Raw genomic sequence first — 15,852 nt, 5'->3', positions numbered from 1 at the left:
CCAGCTTCCAGAATCCGCAGGGGCTGCGACCGGTGGGCGGCAATGCCTGGGTCAATGCGCCCCAGGCGGGCGAACCCGTGTCGGGCATCCCGGGGTCGGGCACGCTGGGGGTGCTGCAGTCGGGGGCGCTGGAAGAGTCGAACGTCGACATGACGGGTGAACTGGTCAACATGATCACCGCGCAGCGCCTCTACCAGGCCAATGCGCAGACCATCAAGACCCAGGACTCGATCATGCAGACGCTGGTCAGCCTGCGCTGACACGGGGCCAGACCGACATGGACCGCCGCATCTACCTCTCGATGTCGGGCGCCAAGGCGACGATGCAGCGCCAGGACGTCCTGGCCAACAACCTCGCCAACGTGTCCACCAACGGCTTCCGCGAGGAGCTGCAGTCGTTCCGTGCCGTGCCGGTGCGGGGCGACGGCGCCTCGACACGCGCCTATGCGCTGGAAACCACCACCGGCTACAACCCGGAGCCCGGCAATGTCGTTCCCACCGGGCGCAACCTCGACGTGGCGGTCAAGGGCAATGCCTGGCTGTCCGTGCAGGGGCTGGACGGCACGGAGGCCTACACCCGCTCCGGTTCGCTCGAAGTCAATGCCGAAGGGACGCTGGTCACCCGCAGCGGATTGACCGTGCTGGGCGACGGCGGGCCGATCAGCGTGCCGCCCAATGCCGAGGTGAGTGTCGGCAGCGACGGCACGGTCAGTGCCCGCACGCCCGGCAGTGCACCCGGACCGGTCGGCAAGCTCAAGCTGGTCACGCCGCAGTCGCCGCTCAAGCGCAGCGAAGATGGGCTGTTCCGCGCGCCCGGGGGCGATTTGCCGGCCGATCCTGCGGCACAGGTGCAGGACGGTGCGCTGGAAAACTCCAACGTCTCTGCCGTCGGCACGATGGTCGCCATGATCGCCGCAGCCCGGCAGTTCGAAGCCCAGATGAAGTCGATGCAGACCGCCGAAAAGGACGAGCAGCATGCCCAGCAGCTGCTGTCCATGAACTGACCTCACCGACGTACCCGAACAAGGAACTCCCACCATGATGCGCTCCCTGTGGACCTCGAAGTCCGGGATGGAGGCCCAGCAGACCCAGCTGGACGTCATCTCGCACAACCTCGCCAACGTCGGCACCAACGGCTACAAGAAGTCGCACGCGGTGTTCGAGGACCTGATGTACCAGAACCTGCGCCAGACCGGTGCGTCCAGCAGCGAGCAGACGCAGCTGCCGACCGGCCTGCAAGTCGGCCTCGGTGTGCGCACGGTCGCGACCTCGCGCCAGTTCAGCCAGGGTGGTCTGCAGCAGACGACCAACCCGCTGGACGTGGCGATCAAGGGCAATGGATTCTTCCAGGTCCAGATGCCCGACGGCACGACCGGCTACACCCGCGACGGCGCCTTCCAGCTCAACGCGACCGGGCAGCTCGTCACCAACAATGGCCAGCTCGTGCAGCCCGGTGTGACCATTCCGCCCAATGCGCAGTCGATCACCATCGCGCAGGACGGCAAGGTGTCGGTGTCCATGCCCGGCCAGACGGCGCCGCAGACGGTGGGCCAGCTCACGCTGGCGTCCTTCGTCAACCCGGCCGGGCTGGAGCCGCGCGGGCAGAACCTGTTCACCGAGACGGCCGCATCGGGGACTCCCGTGGCGGCCGCGCCCGGTTCGGATGGCATGGGTGCCGTGTCCCAGGGCTTCATCGAGACCTCCAACGTCAACGTCGTGGAGGAACTCGTGGCCATGATCCAGACCCAGCGTGCCTATGAAATCAACTCCAAGGCCATCACGACTTCGGACCAGATGCTGTCGCGTCTGACGCAGCTGTGACCATGCGGATCGCTGCGTTGATGCTGGTGCTGGCCGGGACGCTGGCCGGCTGCCAGCAGCTCGCACCATCGGTGGCCAAGGTCGATCTGGCGCCGATGGAGCCGGTGCTGCCCTATCCGACCGTGCGGCCGGTGGTCAACAACGGTGCGATCTTCCAGCATGCCCAGTACCGGCCGCTGTTCGAGGACCACCGCGCCCGCCTGGTCGGCGACACGCTGCTGGTGCAGATCGTCGAGCGGGTCACCGCCAGCGCGACATCGACCAGCAGCGTCGAGAAGAAGGGCGCTCTGTCGGGCGCCATCACCGCCGCGCCGCTGCTGCCGGCGGGCATCCTCGGCAAGCTCGGCGTGGGTGGCGAGAGCGCCAACACCTTCAGCGGCAAGGGCGGCACCGAGAACTCGAACAACTTCAGCGGCACCATCACCGCCGTCGTGATCGAGGTCCTGCCCAACGGCCACATGATCGTCGCGGGCGAGAAGCAGATCGGCGTCAATGACAACGTCGACGTGCTGCGCTTCTCGGGCCAGATCGACCCGCGCTCCATCCAGCCGGGCAACACCGTGGCCTCGGCGCAGATCGCCAATGTGCGCGTCGAGCAGAAGAGCCGGGGCGGCCAGGCCGATGCCCAGAAGATCGGCTGGCTGTCGCGCTACTTCCTCAACCTGATGCCGATCTGAGCGATGGCCATGAACCTTCTGCATTCTCACCCGAGCCGCTGGCTGTGGATCAGCCTGGGCTTCCTCGTGGGGGCGCTGTTCGGGGCGGTGGTGCCTGCGCAGGCGGCCGTGCGCATCAAGGAAGTCGCCAGCGTGCAGGGCGTGCGGCCCAACCAGCTGGTCGGCTATGGCCTGGTCGTCGGTCTGGACGGCACGGGCGACCAGACGACCCAGACCCCGTTCACGACCCAGAGCCTGAATGCGATGCTGCAGCAGCTCGGCGTCACCATCCCGCAGGGCACCGGGATGCAGCTCAAGAACGTCGCCTCCGTGCTGGTGACCGCCACGCTGCCGGCCTTCGCGCAGCCCGGCCAGCCGCTGGACGTGACGGTGTCGTCGCTGGGCAATGCGAAGAGCCTGCGTGGCGGCACGCTGATCGGCACGCCGCTGCGCGGTGCCGACAACCAGATCTACGCGCTGGCGCAGGGCAACCTGATCGTGGCCGGTGCCGGTGCGTCTTCGGGCGGCTCCAAGGTGCAGGTCAACCACCTGCTGGCCGGCCGCATCCCGGGCGGTGCCACGGTCGAGCGCGCGGTCGGCAATCCGCTGGCCCAGGGCGAGTTCCTGCAGCTCGATCTCAACAGCAGCGACTTCAACACCGCCCGCGAGGTGGCCAAGGTCATCAATGCGCGCTTCGGTGCGGGGACGGCTGCGGCCGTGGATGGCCGTGTGATCCGCGTGAAGATGCCGCCGACGCCGGACCAGCGCGTGAGTTTCATGGCCGATGTCGAGAACCTGTCGCTGGAGCAGGCCGCACCGGCTGCCAAGATCGTCGTCAATGCCCGCACCGGCTCGGTGGTGATGAACCAGGCGGTGACGCTGGGCGCCTGCGCCGTGGCGCACGGCAACCTGTCGGTGTCCATCAGCACCACACCCGTGGTCAGCCAGCCGGGGCCGCTGTCGGGTGGACAGACCATGGTGACCGAGCGCACCGACATCAAGATGCAGCAAGACGGCGGTGCACTGGTGCAGCTGCCCGCTGGCACGAAGCTGACCGACGTGGTCAAGGCGCTGAACTCGCTGGGGGCGTCGCCGGCCGATCTGCTGGCCATCCTGCAGGCGATCAAGGCCGCTGGTGCCCTGAGTGCAGAACTGGAAGTGATCTGAGGTGAACTGACATGCAACGCCCGTCTTCCACCCAAAATTCCACACAGCAGCTCGCTGCAGGCGGCGCATCGCTCAATGCGCTGCGCAGCGCGGCGGCCCGCAACCCGGCCGACACCATCAAGGAGGTCTCGCGCCAGTTCGAGTCCCTGTTCATGCAGGAGCTGATGAAGAGCATGCGTGCGACCACGATGGACAGCGGCATGCTGTCCAACGCGGCCACCACGATGGGTGGCGACATGCTCGACCAGCAGTACGCGATGCAGCTGTCGGGCCAGCCCGGCGGGTTGGCCACGGCGATCGCCCGGCAACTGGAGCGCCAGATGGGTGTGGCCTCGGCGGCCGAACCGGCGCCGGGTCATCCGCGTTTCCTGCCCTTGCCGGGTATCCGGGCCGGCACGCCGGGCATGGCCGCCGGCAACGCCGTGTCGGCCCTGTCCGGTGCGACCGAGTCCGAGGCCGACAACACCGTCACGCCCTATGGCAGCAATGCGCAGCAGTTCGTCAACACCCAGGCGCAGGCCGCTGCCCGGGTTTCCGCGGAGAGCGGTATTCCCGCCGATTTCATGATCGCCCAGGCGGCGCACGAGACGGGCTGGGGGCGGCGCGAGATCCGCGGCCGGGACGGCAGCAATTCGTACAACCTGTTCGGCATCAAGGCCGGCCCAGGCTGGAACGGGCCGACGGTCACCACCACGACCACCGAGGTCATCGACGGCGAGCCGCGCAAGGTGCAGGCGCAGTTCCGTGCCTACAGCTCGTACGAGGACAGTTTCCGCGACTACGCCAAGCTGATCGGCACCAGTCCGCGCTACGCCTCGGCCCGCCGTGCGACCGACGATCCGAGCGCCTTCGCACGCGAACTGCAGCGGGCAGGCTACGCGACGGATCCGCACTACGCCGCCAAGCTCTCCCGCGTGATCCAGACCACGCAACGCCTGCAACGCAGTCTTGGGCGATCCGGCCAGACTGCCGATATACAAGCCTAACCAATCTCCGAGCCGACCACCATGAGCACGAACTCCTTGATGACGGTGGGTCTGCAGGCCATGTTCGCCGCACAGACCCAGCTGAGCACGACCAGCCACAACATCGTCAATGCCGCGGTCGAGGGCTATTCGCGCCAGTCCGTCAAGCTCACGACGGTGGCCGGACGCAACGCCGGGGTCGGCTACATCGGCGGCGGCGTGGCCGTCGACACGATCGAGCGGGCAGCGAATCGCTTCCTGGCCACCCAGAACAACCAGACCCAGGCCCAGTCCTCGGCCGACACCACCCGCGTGGACATGCTGAACCAGCTCGAAGGCGGCTATGCGCTGGGCGAGCAAGGCCTGGGGCAGGCGGCGTCCACGCTGTTTGCCTCGTTTGGCGACATGGCGGCTGCGCCGAAGGATGAGTCGGTGCGTGAGGTCGTGCTGTCGAACACCGAGACCCTGGCGTCGCGATTCCGCAGCACGGGCGAACACCTCGACACCTTGCAGACCTCGACCACCCAGCAACTCAGCGACGAGGTGTCGGTGGTCAACGGCCTGACCGGGCAGATCGCCAAGCTCAATGGCCAGCTCACCGGCACGGGCAACGCCAAGGACCAGCCCAACGACCTGATGGACCAGCGTGACCAGCTGATCGCACAGCTCAGCCAGCACATCGAAGTGAACCGCGTGGACAACCGCGGACGAGACGGTAAGCCGGACGGCTCTGTGAGCCTGTTCGTCGGTGGTGGCCAGCCGCTGGTGATGGGCGTCACCAGCCACGACCTGAAAGCCGTGCCGGACGCCAATGCGCCAGAGCGGTCGCGCATCGTGGTCGATCTGAACGGACACGAGCGCGAGCTGACGGGCAGCTCGATCGGTGGGGGCTCGATTTCCGGCCTGCTCAAGTTCCAGAACGAAGACCTGGTCGATGCCCGTGCGCAGCTGGGTCTGCTGGCGACGTCGCTGGCCGACAGCGTCAACACCCAGCATGCCCAGGGAACCGACCTGGACGGTGCGGTCGGCAAACCCCTGCTGAGTGTCGGCGATCCCAAGGTCTGGGCATCGGCCTTCAATGCACGTGACAGCAGTGGCGAGTCCGCCGCCAAGGTCGCGATCAACCGGGTGGCCGGGCAGGGCAGTCAGCTGCAGGCCAGCGACTACACCTTGCAGCTCGATCCGGCGGACAACACCCGCTACCAGGTGACCCGGCAGTCGGACGGCACCGTCTTCAGTGGACTGGACAGCGGCGCGCAGGTGGACGGATTCACCTTCGACGTCAGTGGTGCGCCGATGTCTGCGCAGGACCGCTTCCAGCTGGAGCCCGTCAGCTCGGCGGCCAGCAGCACCACGGTTGCCATCACCGATCCGCGCCAGCTCGCGGCAGCCGGGGCGACGGCCTCCGGTTCGGGCAATGCCAACGCACTGGTGATGCAGAACCTGGCCAAGACCGCCAACATCGACGGCAAGACCTTCAGTGACGCCCATGCCCACCTGATCTCGGGCCTGGGGGTACGGGTGCAGCGGGCGACTGCAGACTCGGAGTCCTCTGCCAGTCTGGCGGCGATGAACAAGGCCCAGCTCGGCTCGGAAACCGGGGTCAACCTCGAAGAGGAAGCTGCGCATCTGCTGCAGTACCAGCAGAGCTACCAGGCTGCGGCGAAGGTGCTGGGCACCGCACAGAAGCTGTTCGACACCATGCTGTCGGTCATGGGCTGAGCGGGCGCACCATATGCCCATCGCGTTTGAATCTGCATTGAATCGGAGATCGACATGTCTCGCATCGCTTCGGCCCTGAACCAGCAGTCTGGCCTCTTGTCTCTGTCGCGCCGTCAGGAGGAGCTGTCCAAGGCCCAGGAACGCATGGTCAGCGGCAAGCGCATCGACCGTGCCAGTGATGACCCCGCAGGTGCTGCACGCGCCGAACGTGCGCTGGCCGACCAGACCCGCAGCGAGGGCCTGCTGCGCACGCTGGGTGCCAGCCGCAATGCGATGACGGTCGCCGAGTCGTCGATCGGCAACGCCGTCGACCTGGTGCAGACCGCCCGCGAGACGCTGGTCGAGGCCGGCAGTGGCACCATGAATGACGCGGACCGTGCGCTGCTGGCGGATCGCCTGAAGCAGCTCAAGGGGCAGCTGGTGTCGGTGGCGAATACGCAGGATGGCACCGGTCACTACGTGTTCGGCGGCCAGGGCAATGACCGTGTGCCCTTCACCGATGCGGGTGTCGGTGTCGAGTACCAGGGCACGTCGGGCAAGGCGGCCGGTTCCTTGTCCGAGGATCTGCCGATGTCGGTCGATGGCGAGGCCCTCTGGCTGAAGGCCCGCACCGGCAACGGCGTGTTCGAGACCGACCGCCAGGTGGCTTCCGGCAGCACCGCCTGGGTCAGCGCGGGCCAGGTCAGCGACCCTGCCGCCCTGACGCTGACCGATGGGCAGCGCTACGAGGTCACGTTCAGCACGCCCACGCGCTACAGCGTGAACCTCATCGGCAGTGATGGCAGCAGCACACCTGTTCCGGATGCGGCCAGCAACAGCCATGACTATGCGTCCGGCACGCCGATCGCGGGCCTGCCCGGCATGAGCGTGAACATCACGGGCACGGCCACGACCGGGGACAAGTTCACCATCGAGCCGTCCAGCCCGGGGCTGAGCGTCTTCGGTGCGCTGGATCGGGTCATCGACGTGCTGGGATCGTCTGCGACCGTTCCACCGAATGCTGGTGACCAGGCGCAGGCGGTCAACCGGGGTCTGCGCGACTTGGACCAGGTGCTGGCCAACCTGCAAGTCGGGCGCTCCCATGCCGGCGAGTCGCTGAACCAGATGGACGGACTGGACCAGCGCACACAGACGCAGGTGCTGTCCGACAAGGTCACCCGTTCGGACGCCGTGGACCTTGACATGGCACAGGGCATCTCGGACTTCTCCACCAAGCAGACGGCCTACCAGGCGGCGCTTCAGTCGTACTCGATGGTGCGCAAGCTTTCCCTGTTCGACTACATCAGCAACTGACACGGCGCGTGTCTCCCACCATGCAGTCCCCGGACGCTCCCATCCTCGGGCAGGTGGCCCTGAGTTATTGCCCGATCATCGACAGCCAGCGCAACGTGATGGCCACGCGGCTGTCGGTGTTCCCGCTCGGGCATGCCCGCTGGCTGCCTGTCGGCGAGCTGCTCACGGCCGTCAGCCAGGTCTGGCCGGCCGATGGGCCGCGCGTCGTGCTGTCGGTGCGTTGCGAAGGGCTGCTGGCCGATCTGCTGATGGTGCAGCCTTCCGCGAACGTGATGATCGAAGTGCCGAAGTTCATGGCCTGCGATCCGGTGCACCGTGACTCGATCCTGCAACTGGCCGACAACGGCAACACGCTGCTGCTGTCCGGCCGGCCCGACCAGCCGCTGCCTCGGGCGCTGCTCGGTGCGTTCAAGTACGCGATCATCGATCTGGCCGACGAACGGCGTCTGGACGGCGGCCCGGTGCCGGCCGGCGTGACGCGCTCGATCGGTTTCTTCCAGGAAGGTGTCCAGACCATCGAGCAGATGGAGGGTGCGTTCCGGCGGGGCGCGGTGGCCGTGCTGGGCTGGCCGGTCGAGGAGACGGTCGTGGCTCCCCGGTCTGGCGGTGCGCCGCGACCGGACCTGCAGGTCACACTGCAGCTGATCAACCTGGTCCATGCGCAGGCTCCGCTGGCGCAGCTGGAAGCGACCCTCAAGTTCGATCCGGCGCTGGCCTTCAAGCTGATGCGCTACATCAACTCGCCGGTGTTCGGCCTGACGGTGGAGGTCACCTCGTTCTCGCACGCCGTGATGCTGCTGGGCTACCAGCGACTCAAGCGCTGGTTGTCGCTGCTGCTGGTGACGGCCGGCAGCGACAAGAACCAGCGTCCGGTGATGTACGCCGCGGTGCGCCGCGGCCTGCTGATGGAGGCGCTGGCCGGCGAGGACTGCAGTCCGGAGCACCGCAACGAGATGTTCATCTGCGGGGTGTTCTCGCTGCTGGACCGCATGTTCCAGCGCCCGTTCAGCGAGCTGCTGCGAACGCTGCCGGTGCCGGACGGTGTCTACCAGGCGCTGGCCGAGGAGCGCGGGCCATACCACGCTGCACTCGACCTCGTGCGCACGCTCGAAGGCGGCAGTGGCCACGATGTGCGCGAAACGGTGTCGCGGCACAGTTTCCAGATGCGCCACGTCAACCGCGCATTGCTGCACGCACTGGCCTGCGCCTTCCAGCTCGGCTGAGCGTCCGGCCGTCCTGCACGCCGCAGTGCGCTGCTTACACTGGCAGCATGAAGCTGCCCCATGCCCTGCTGGATGCACTGGTCGAGTCCGTGCTGGTCTTCGACGACTCGGCCCGACTGGTCCATGCCAACCAGGCCGCACTGCGTCGCCTGCCCTGCGAACCCGGCATGAATCTCGCGGATCTCGGTCCCGCGCTGGGCCAGCCGCTGCAGGACCGTCTGCGTGCCGTGCTGGCGGGCGGGCGGATCGAGGCGTACTTTCCGCCAGGCAGCGGTGCCGGGTCCGGCCCCTCGCTGTCGCGGCTGGACAGTGGCTCGTGGGTGCTGTGTCTGCCCCCGGACAGTGCCGCGTCGACGTCGTCGCGCATGCCGCTGACGCTGATCGAGCGGCCACTGCGCGAGTTGCGCGCGATGCTGTGGGCGGCCCCGTTTCCCGCCATGCTCCAGGATGAATCCTTTCGCCTGCTGGATGTCAATGATGCGTTCCTCGCGCTCACGGGCCGCACGCGCGAGGCGCTGATCGGGACCGATCCGATCGCGCTGAGCCCGGCCGATGAACGCGACATCACCCGCCGGGACCGTGGCCGCCTCGACCAAGAACCCGCGGAATTCATCGGCCCGGCGCTGCGGGAGTCGCGTCTGATGGACATGGATGGGCGTGCGCGCTGGGTGCGTTCGACACGGTATGCCACGGGCGGTGGGCCGCTGGGCGGGCGCAGGCTGCTGATGACGGTGCTGCAGGAAACCACGTCCGAACATGCGGCACGCGAGCAGGCCGAGCGCTTTTCGCGCGAGCTGGACCAGTGGTTCGATCTGAGCCCGATGGGCATGGCGCTGTTCGATGACCGCGGACTGGTCCTGCGCGCGAACCAGGGCTTCGAGGCGCTGGCCGGCGGGCCGCTGGTGGACCTGAGCGAGGCCTCGGCGCCGCTGCGGGCGCTGCTGAACTGGACGCAGGGCGCGATGGCGCAGCCGATGTCGCCCGGCGGTGCCTGGGTCAGCAGCGAAGGCGCGCTGCCCCATGCGGATGGCCACACGCGCTGGGTGCGGGCGCTGCTGCGCTGCGACGAGGTCCGGGCCGGGCGCCGGCGCTACATGTGCATGCTCGAAGACCGCTCGGCCGAGGACGAGCGCGATCTCGCCCAGGCGCGTGCGGAGCAGCTGCTTGGCGAGCTGTCGACGATCCTGGAAAGCTCACCCGCCGGTATCGCGTCGCTGCACGGGCAGGTGCTGTTCCAGTGCAACAGCCGCTTCGAGCGCATGCTGGGTCTGGCGCCGGGGACGGCGGTCGGCTGCACCATCCGCCAGCTGCTGGCCGGTGGCGTGCCGGGCGCGCTGGACCAGCTCGATGCGGTGCTCGACCGGGGCGAGCTGTACGAAACCGAAGTGGTCGTGGAGAACGAGGACGGCACGCTCCACTGGTACGCCGTCACCATCCGCCGCACCGGCCCGGCCGGGCGCAAGCCGCTGGCGATCGCCGTGCTGTCCGAGATCACGCGGCTGAAGGCCCAGCAGGCCGAACTCGCGCACCTGGCCAGCGAGCACGAGCGCATGGCCAGTGTGCTCGGCCAGCAGGCGGACCGCACGCGCGCGGTGCTGGACTCGGTGCTGGTCGGCATCGTCACCGCGGACGAGCTGGGGTGCATCTCGTGGCTCAACCGGTCGGCGCGCCGCATGTTTGGCGGCGATCTGGGCGATTTCATGGGCCAGCCGCTGCACATCGTGGCCACCGACGAAGCCGGACATCCCTTTCGGCGCACGGTTCCGCTGTTCGGCGAGTTGCGCGACGGCGAAGCCCTGCAGTTCGAGTGCCGGGTCCAGGCGCGGGATGCGCGCACCTTCTGGGTGGTCGGCAACGCGGTGGCCACGCTGGGTCTGCAGGGAGACCGCGAGATGACCTTCGCGTTGATGGACATCGACCAGCGCCGCCAGGCCGAGGCGCGCATCGCCGAGGCGCAGGCCTCGCTGCAGCACATCATCGAGGCGGCACCGATGGCCATCACGGTCTGTGATGCCGCCACGCTGCGCGTGCTGCAGATCAACCGCGCGGCGGCGACGCTGTGCGGCTTGCCGGCGCAGGAGGCGGTCGGCCGCTCGCTGGTCCAGCTCCATCCGCCGGTGGCCAGCGCCAGCCTGCAGTCCGACATCGACGAGGCACTGGCGCATCCCTTGGTGGTCACGCCGCGCGAATACCGCATCGAACGCGCCGGTCGCGTGGAGATCTGGGACGCCCGTTTCCTGCCGCTGGCCCGCTCCGAGGACCGCGTCGACCAGATCCTGATGGTCTCCACCGACGTGACCACGCAGCGCGAGGCGCAGCGTGCCGAACTGGAGGCGGCGATCGCCCGGCGCGACATGCTGGTGCAGGAGGTCCACCACCGCATCAAGAACAACCTGCAGGGCGTGGCCGGGTTGATGCAGCAGGCGGTGGTGCGCTATCCGCAGGTGCAGCCCATCATCGCCGAGGTGGTCGGCCAGGTGCAGGCGATCGCCCAGGTGTACGGGCTGCAGGTCGGCAACACCGGATTGCTGGCCGTGCGCAGCGTCATCGAGGCGATCGCGCAGTCGGTGCAGCGCACCTTCGGCCGAGCGATCGCACTGACGGTCGAGGGCGATCCGGGCTGGCGCTGGCTGCTGCCGGAGAGCGAGTCGATTCCGATCGCCCTCGCCCTCAACGAGCTGTTCACCAACGCCATCAAACACAGCCCGGCGCCTTCGGTGGTGATGTGCCGGTTGCTGCTGGAGCCTGAAGCGGTGCGGGTCGAGATCGGCAACCAGGGGCGGCTGCCGGCAGAGTTCCGGCTGGATCGCCGGCCGGACACTGTGTCGGGCCTGGGTCTGGTGAGCGCCTTGCTGCCACGGCGCAGTGCCACGCTGTCGCTGACGCAGCAGCATGAACAGGTGGTCGCGGCGCTGCGGCTGGCGCCGCCCGTGGTCCGGTGTGAGCGCACAACCCCTTGAGGAGGGGCGGTACCGCCGGAGCGACCTGCGCGACAATCCAGCCTGGTTTTTTCTCCACCCCACCCAGGATGTCCATGGTGTCAGACAAGTCGGCAACTTCCCCGCGGGGGCGGATTCTGGTGGTGGACGACGACCGGCTCGTGCTGGCCACGGTCGTGCATGGCCTGAAGCACGCCGGCTTCGACATCCTGGATGCCGACAACGGCGACGACGCCATCCTGCTGGCCCGCCAGCACCGGCCCGACCTGGCGTTGCTCGACATCCGCATGGACGGCATGAGCGGCTACGACGTGGCCCACTACCTGCGCGAGGCGCTGCAGATCCCGTTCATGTTCCTGTCGGCGTTTTCGGACGAGGTGACGCTGGCGCGCATCCAGGCGCTCGGGGCGCTGGCGCTGCTGGTCAAGCCGCTGGACATCGCACAGCTGGTGCCGGCGGTGGCGTCGGCGCTGGACGAGGTGCGCCAACGGACTGGCGCTCCAGCCGTGAAAACAGGCCCGGTGCCGGTGGTCAGCGTGTCGGTGCCTGTCGAGGCGTCACCGGATGCGCCGGTGTTGCCGACCGTGGTGGCGATGGCGGTCGGCATCGTGATGCACCGCTTCTCGCTGGCCCGCGGTCCGGCGCTGGAGCGGCTCCAGCGGCTGTCGGTCCAGGAGGGGCGCCGCCTGGATCTGACCTGCACTGCGATGGTGGAGGCACTGGAGCAGCTGGCGCTGCCGGGCTCACTCTGAGCGCGTCGCTCCGCCGAGCGTGAAGTAGAAGGTCGCACCTTCATTGACCGCGGCCTCGGCCCGGATGTCGCCGCCATGGCGGCGGATGATGCGGCGCACCGACGCCAGGCCGACGCCCGTGCCGGGAAACTCGGTGGCACCGTGCAGCCGCTGGAAGGCGCCGAACAGCTTGCTGGCAAAGCGCATGTCGAAGCCCGCACCGTTGTCGCGCACGAAGAACTCCGGTCGACCTGCCACCCGGGTGGTGCCGAACTCGATGTGCGTCACCTCGCGGCGGGACGCGTATTTCCAGGCATTGCCCAGCAGGTTGTCCAGCATCGCGCGCAGCAGGACCGGATCACCCCGCGTGGCCAGTCCGGTTTCGATGCGGATGTCGGCCTGGCGCTCGGGGGCTTGCTGGCGCAGCTCCGCGATCACCTGGGTGGCCAGGTCGGTCAGGTCGACCGGCACCGGCTCGATCGCCTGCGTGGACAGCCGCGACAGTGCCAGCAGCGAATCGATCATGCTGTTCATGCGCGTTGCCGCACCGAGCACACGCTCCAGGTGGTCGTTGCCGACGCGGTCGAGCAGGTGGCCGTAGTCCTCGCGCACGATGCGGGTGAAGCCCTCGATGACGCGGATGGGCGCGCGCAGGTCGTGCGAGACGGTGTAGACGATGGCCGAGCGGTCGTCGTCGGCGGCATCCGGTGACGCCACCGGGGCCGGCCCGGGCGCGGAGTCGCCCTGGGGCTCCACGGGGGGCGTCGAGGGCGGAAGCCACAGGATGCAGCAGTTGCCCGGCAGGTCCAGGCGTTGCACGCCCGCGTCGGGCGTCTGGGTCTGGCTCTGCGTCAGCAACTCGCCCGCCATCCTGCCGAGCGCGGCCGAACCCGCGGCAGGCAAGGTGGCTTGGGCTGCGTTGTTGGTGGCCAGCACGTGCGGTGCAGCGTCGCTGGTGCGCACGAGCAGCGCCGGTCCGGGCAGGCCGCGCAGCAGCCGGGTCTGCAGCGCGAGCGACTGCGCGGTGGTGAGCCGCAGCCCGTCGGGCACAGCGGTGGGGGCCGCAGCGGCTGTGGCGGTCGGTCGCGTGCTGCGGTGCGAGGCGGTCCAGCCGATGGTCGCGAGGCCGAATCCCAGCAGGGCGACGGCCCAGCCGAGCCGCCCTTGCGCGGTGGGTGGGCTCAGCGACTGGGCCAGCCACTGCATCGACACCAGCAGGGCCAGTGCTGCCATGCACAGCAGGATGGCCCGTGTCACAGGGTGCAATCCGGACTCGGGGGGTGACGACATGTCAGGGATTGTAGGGACTGGTTTCCTGACGATCGGGCGCAGTTGCAACGAGTTGGACACCCTGCGCGAGACTTCGGCGAAATTGCGCGATTGAGCCGATCGGCGCATCGGGCACAGGCCGGGCTGCACCTATGCTTGTGTGTCCGATCTGACAAACCCTTGCCCAGGCCTGCCATGCCCTCCACCGACGTGACGTCGGCGTCCGCGGTTCACGCGACGCCGATGCTGCCGCCGACCGACGAAGCCCGCACGACCGACCATCCGTGGTCGCTCGACATCTGTGTGAGCACGTCCCCTGGCGCGCTGGGGGTGCCCGACGGCTTGATCACGGTGTCCGGCGGCGACGACGCGCCCCCGCGCATCTCGGACGAACAGGCGCAGACCCAGGCTCTGCTGCTGTCGCGCCGCCTGCATCTGGCCGCGACTTTGCAGGAAGGCCTCTGTCTCGTGGCGCCGGTGCTGCGGTTGTGGTTGCGGGCGAGCGGATCCTGCCTGCTGCGCGTGAGCGACTGGAGTGACGAGGGCGCGCTGGTGCAGCCCTGGGTGCTGCTCGACAACGCGACCGAAGAGCTGATCGACCTGGGCCAGATGGCCACCACCCATGCCAGCGAGGCGCCGCTGGGCACGGCACTGGCCCTCCTGCGGCCAGTGCTGGCCGTGCTGGCGCCAGCGCAGCCGAAGCTGCCCTGGCGCCCGGAAGGCGTGCGTGAGGTACTGGCGCTGCCGGTGGTGCACAGGCACTGCGCCGTGGCGGCCATCGAGTTCCACAACCCTGCCGAGTCGACACCCGCGCTGCGGCAACTGCTCGAACTGGTCGGACTGCACCTCGGTCATCTGGCCGCCCGGGACGAACAGGTGCGGGAAGCGGAACTCTCGGCACAGCGGCTGGCGCGGGTGGCCCTGCTGGCCGCGCGGGTTGGTCGGGGCGCGGTCATCACCGATGCCGAGGGGGTCATCGAGTGGGCCCATCCGGCGTTCGTGCAGGCGACCGGCCATTCACCCAGCAGGATCTGCGGCCGCACGCTCTGGGATGTGCTGCTCGGTGACGCCGACGATGCCCGACTGGCGTTGCTGCTGCGCGATGGCCTGGTGCGCGGCGATGATTTCGTGCGCGAGTTTGTCGCGCGGCGCGGCCGGGACGACATGCTGCCGGGCAATCCCTACTGGCTGGAGATCGACGCGCAGGTCGTCGTCGACGAGACATCCGGACGCCCGCAGGTGGTCTGTGTCTGCCGCGACATCAGCGACCGCAAGGAGCACGAGTTCGGCATCGACGAGGGCCGTGCACTGCTGGCGGTGCTCACCGAGCACATCCCGATCAGCCTGGTGGTGCTGGACGCGCACAAGTTCCGGGTCGTCTCGCTGAACCGGCATGCCGAGCTGGAGTTCTCGGCCCACAGCGCGCAGGTCGGTGGCTGGGATCTGGACGAGCTGCTGGGCCACGGCGTGCAGCAGCGGGTGCAGGCCTGCCTGATGCGGGCGGTGGACAGCCACGACGCCATCGAGCACGAGTTCGAGCGACCGACCGCCGATGGTGACCGCGTCATCAGCGCCCGCTATGTCGCCGTGCGCAACCGGCTGGGGCGGCCGACGGTGGTGATCTGCCAGCTGCGCGACGTGACCCAGCAGCGCCGCGACGCCCAGCAGCTGCGCGAGTCCGAGGAGCGCTACCGCGAACTGGTCGAGTCGATCGACGAGGGCGTGTTCGTCACCGATCCCCACCGGGACAGCTACTTCTACATCGGCGCCCGCGTGTACGACATGCTTGGGCTGGTGGCCTCCCAGGTGCTGCCGCATGCGGAGCTGCTGCCGCTGCGGGTGCTGTCCGAGGATGCGCCCCTGCTGGAGCAGCAGCGGCTGGACGAGCCGCACTCGGTCAGCACGGACGTCACCGTGCGCATCCGCCATCCGCAGCGCGGCGTGCGGTGGCTGCGCCAGCGCACGCGCACCCGCGTGCTGCAGGACGGCGAGATCCGCGTCTACGGACTGATCGACGATGTCTCCGAGGAACGCGAGCGCGAACTGCAGCTGCAGGCGGCGCGCGAC

The 15,852-nt window shown here is 68.7% G+C and carries 13 protein-coding genes; 12 read left to right on the top strand and 1 reads right to left on the bottom strand.

Annotated elements, in window-relative coordinates; translation table 11 throughout:
* From AB3X43_RS18920 to AB3X43_RS18870, 11 genes are all read left to right on the top strand, one after another.
* A partial coding sequence (locus AB3X43_RS18920; RefSeq protein WP_369431426.1) for a flagellar hook-basal body complex protein occupies positions 1 to 260 on the top strand: 260 nt, incomplete at its 5' end.
* A gap of 17 nt (positions 261 to 277) precedes the next feature.
* On the top strand, positions 278 to 1,003 hold the full coding sequence (gene flgF / locus AB3X43_RS18915) for a flagellar basal-body rod protein FlgF (protein WP_369431425.1): 726 nt from the start codon (positions 278 to 280) through the stop codon (positions 1,001 to 1,003).
* A gap of 34 nt (positions 1,004 to 1,037) precedes the next feature.
* Positions 1,038 to 1,820 carry a flagellar basal-body rod protein FlgG gene (flgG, locus tag AB3X43_RS18910; protein WP_369431424.1) on the top strand — a complete coding sequence of 261 codons (783 nt, stop codon included), beginning with the start codon at positions 1,038 to 1,040 and terminating at the stop codon, positions 1,818 to 1,820.
* 2 nt (positions 1,821 to 1,822) lie between these two features.
* Positions 1,823 to 2,497, top strand: coding sequence for a flagellar basal body L-ring protein FlgH (locus AB3X43_RS18905; protein WP_369431427.1), 675 nt, complete (start codon positions 1,823 to 1,825; stop codon positions 2,495 to 2,497).
* A gap of 3 nt (positions 2,498 to 2,500) precedes the next feature.
* Entirely contained in the window at positions 2,501 to 3,643 is a 1,143-nt protein-coding gene (locus AB3X43_RS18900) for a flagellar basal body P-ring protein FlgI (RefSeq protein WP_369431423.1), read from the top strand.
* An 11-nt stretch (positions 3,644 to 3,654) separates the two neighbouring features.
* Positions 3,655 to 4,629, top strand: a complete 975-nt coding sequence (gene flgJ / locus AB3X43_RS18895) for a flagellar assembly peptidoglycan hydrolase FlgJ (protein ID WP_369431422.1) — start codon at positions 3,655 to 3,657, stop codon at positions 4,627 to 4,629.
* 21 nt (positions 4,630 to 4,650) lie between these two features.
* Complete coding sequence (flgK, locus tag AB3X43_RS18890; protein WP_369431421.1) at positions 4,651 to 6,330, top strand: flagellar hook-associated protein FlgK; 1,680 nt, start codon at positions 4,651 to 4,653, stop codon at positions 6,328 to 6,330.
* A gap of 54 nt (positions 6,331 to 6,384) precedes the next feature.
* Positions 6,385 to 7,623, top strand: a complete 1,239-nt coding sequence (gene flgL, locus AB3X43_RS18885; RefSeq protein WP_369431420.1) for a flagellar hook-associated protein FlgL — start codon at positions 6,385 to 6,387, stop codon at positions 7,621 to 7,623.
* A gap of 8 nt (positions 7,624 to 7,631) precedes the next feature.
* Entirely contained in the window at positions 7,632 to 8,846 is a 1,215-nt protein-coding gene (locus tag AB3X43_RS18880; RefSeq protein ID WP_369431419.1) for an EAL and HDOD domain-containing protein, read from the top strand.
* A 47-nt stretch (positions 8,847 to 8,893) separates the two neighbouring features.
* Positions 8,894 to 11,806 carry a PAS domain-containing sensor histidine kinase gene (locus tag AB3X43_RS18875; RefSeq protein WP_369431418.1) on the top strand — a complete coding sequence of 971 codons (2,913 nt, stop codon included), beginning with the start codon at positions 8,894 to 8,896 and terminating at the stop codon, positions 11,804 to 11,806.
* A gap of 122 nt (positions 11,807 to 11,928) precedes the next feature.
* The gene (locus tag AB3X43_RS18870; RefSeq protein WP_369431417.1) at positions 11,929 to 12,537 is read left to right on the top strand and encodes a response regulator; all 609 of its coding nucleotides are present in this window, start codon (positions 11,929 to 11,931) and stop codon (positions 12,535 to 12,537) included.
* Here the strand turns inward: AB3X43_RS18870 and AB3X43_RS18865 are convergent.
* Positions 12,529 to 13,806 carry a sensor histidine kinase gene (locus tag AB3X43_RS18865; protein WP_369431416.1) on the bottom strand — a complete coding sequence of 426 codons (1,278 nt, stop codon included), beginning with the start codon at positions 13,804 to 13,806 and terminating at the stop codon, positions 12,529 to 12,531. The two genes, AB3X43_RS18870 and AB3X43_RS18865, sit on opposite strands and share 9 nt — an antisense overlap.
* Before the next feature lie 174 nt (positions 13,807 to 13,980).
* Here AB3X43_RS18865 and AB3X43_RS18860 point away from each other — a divergent pair.
* The coding region (locus AB3X43_RS18860; RefSeq protein WP_369431415.1) for a PAS domain-containing protein at positions 13,981 to 15,852 on the top strand (1,872 nt) is incomplete at its 3' end.

The organism is Sphaerotilus sp., from assembly GCF_041083715.1.
Classification (GTDB): Bacteria; Pseudomonadota; Gammaproteobacteria; order Burkholderiales; family Burkholderiaceae_C; genus Sphaerotilus.
This window is presented reverse-complemented; position numbering and strand designations above follow the sequence as displayed.

Bases quoted from the DNA above. Each gene is read 5' to 3' on its own strand.
- AB3X43_RS18865 (WP_369431416.1), bottom strand. From the start codon at position 13,806: ATGTCGTCACCCCCCGAGTCCGGATTGCACCCTGTGACACGGGCCATC.
- flgK (WP_369431421.1), top strand. From the start codon at position 4,651: ATGAGCACGAACTCCTTGATGACGGTGGGTCTGCAGGCCATGTTCGCC.
- AB3X43_RS18875 (WP_369431418.1), top strand. From the start codon at position 8,894: ATGAAGCTGCCCCATGCCCTGCTGGATGCACTGGTCGAGTCCGTGCTG.
- flgG (WP_369431424.1), top strand. From the start codon at position 1,038: ATGATGCGCTCCCTGTGGACCTCGAAGTCCGGGATGGAGGCCCAGCAG.
- AB3X43_RS18900 (WP_369431423.1), top strand. From the start codon at position 2,501: ATGGCCATGAACCTTCTGCATTCTCACCCGAGCCGCTGGCTGTGGATC.
- AB3X43_RS18905 (WP_369431427.1), top strand. From the start codon at position 1,823: ATGCGGATCGCTGCGTTGATGCTGGTGCTGGCCGGGACGCTGGCCGGC.
- flgL (WP_369431420.1), top strand. From the start codon at position 6,385: ATGTCTCGCATCGCTTCGGCCCTGAACCAGCAGTCTGGCCTCTTGTCT.
- flgF (WP_369431425.1), top strand. From the start codon at position 278: ATGGACCGCCGCATCTACCTCTCGATGTCGGGCGCCAAGGCGACGATG.
- flgJ (WP_369431422.1), top strand. From the start codon at position 3,655: ATGCAACGCCCGTCTTCCACCCAAAATTCCACACAGCAGCTCGCTGCA.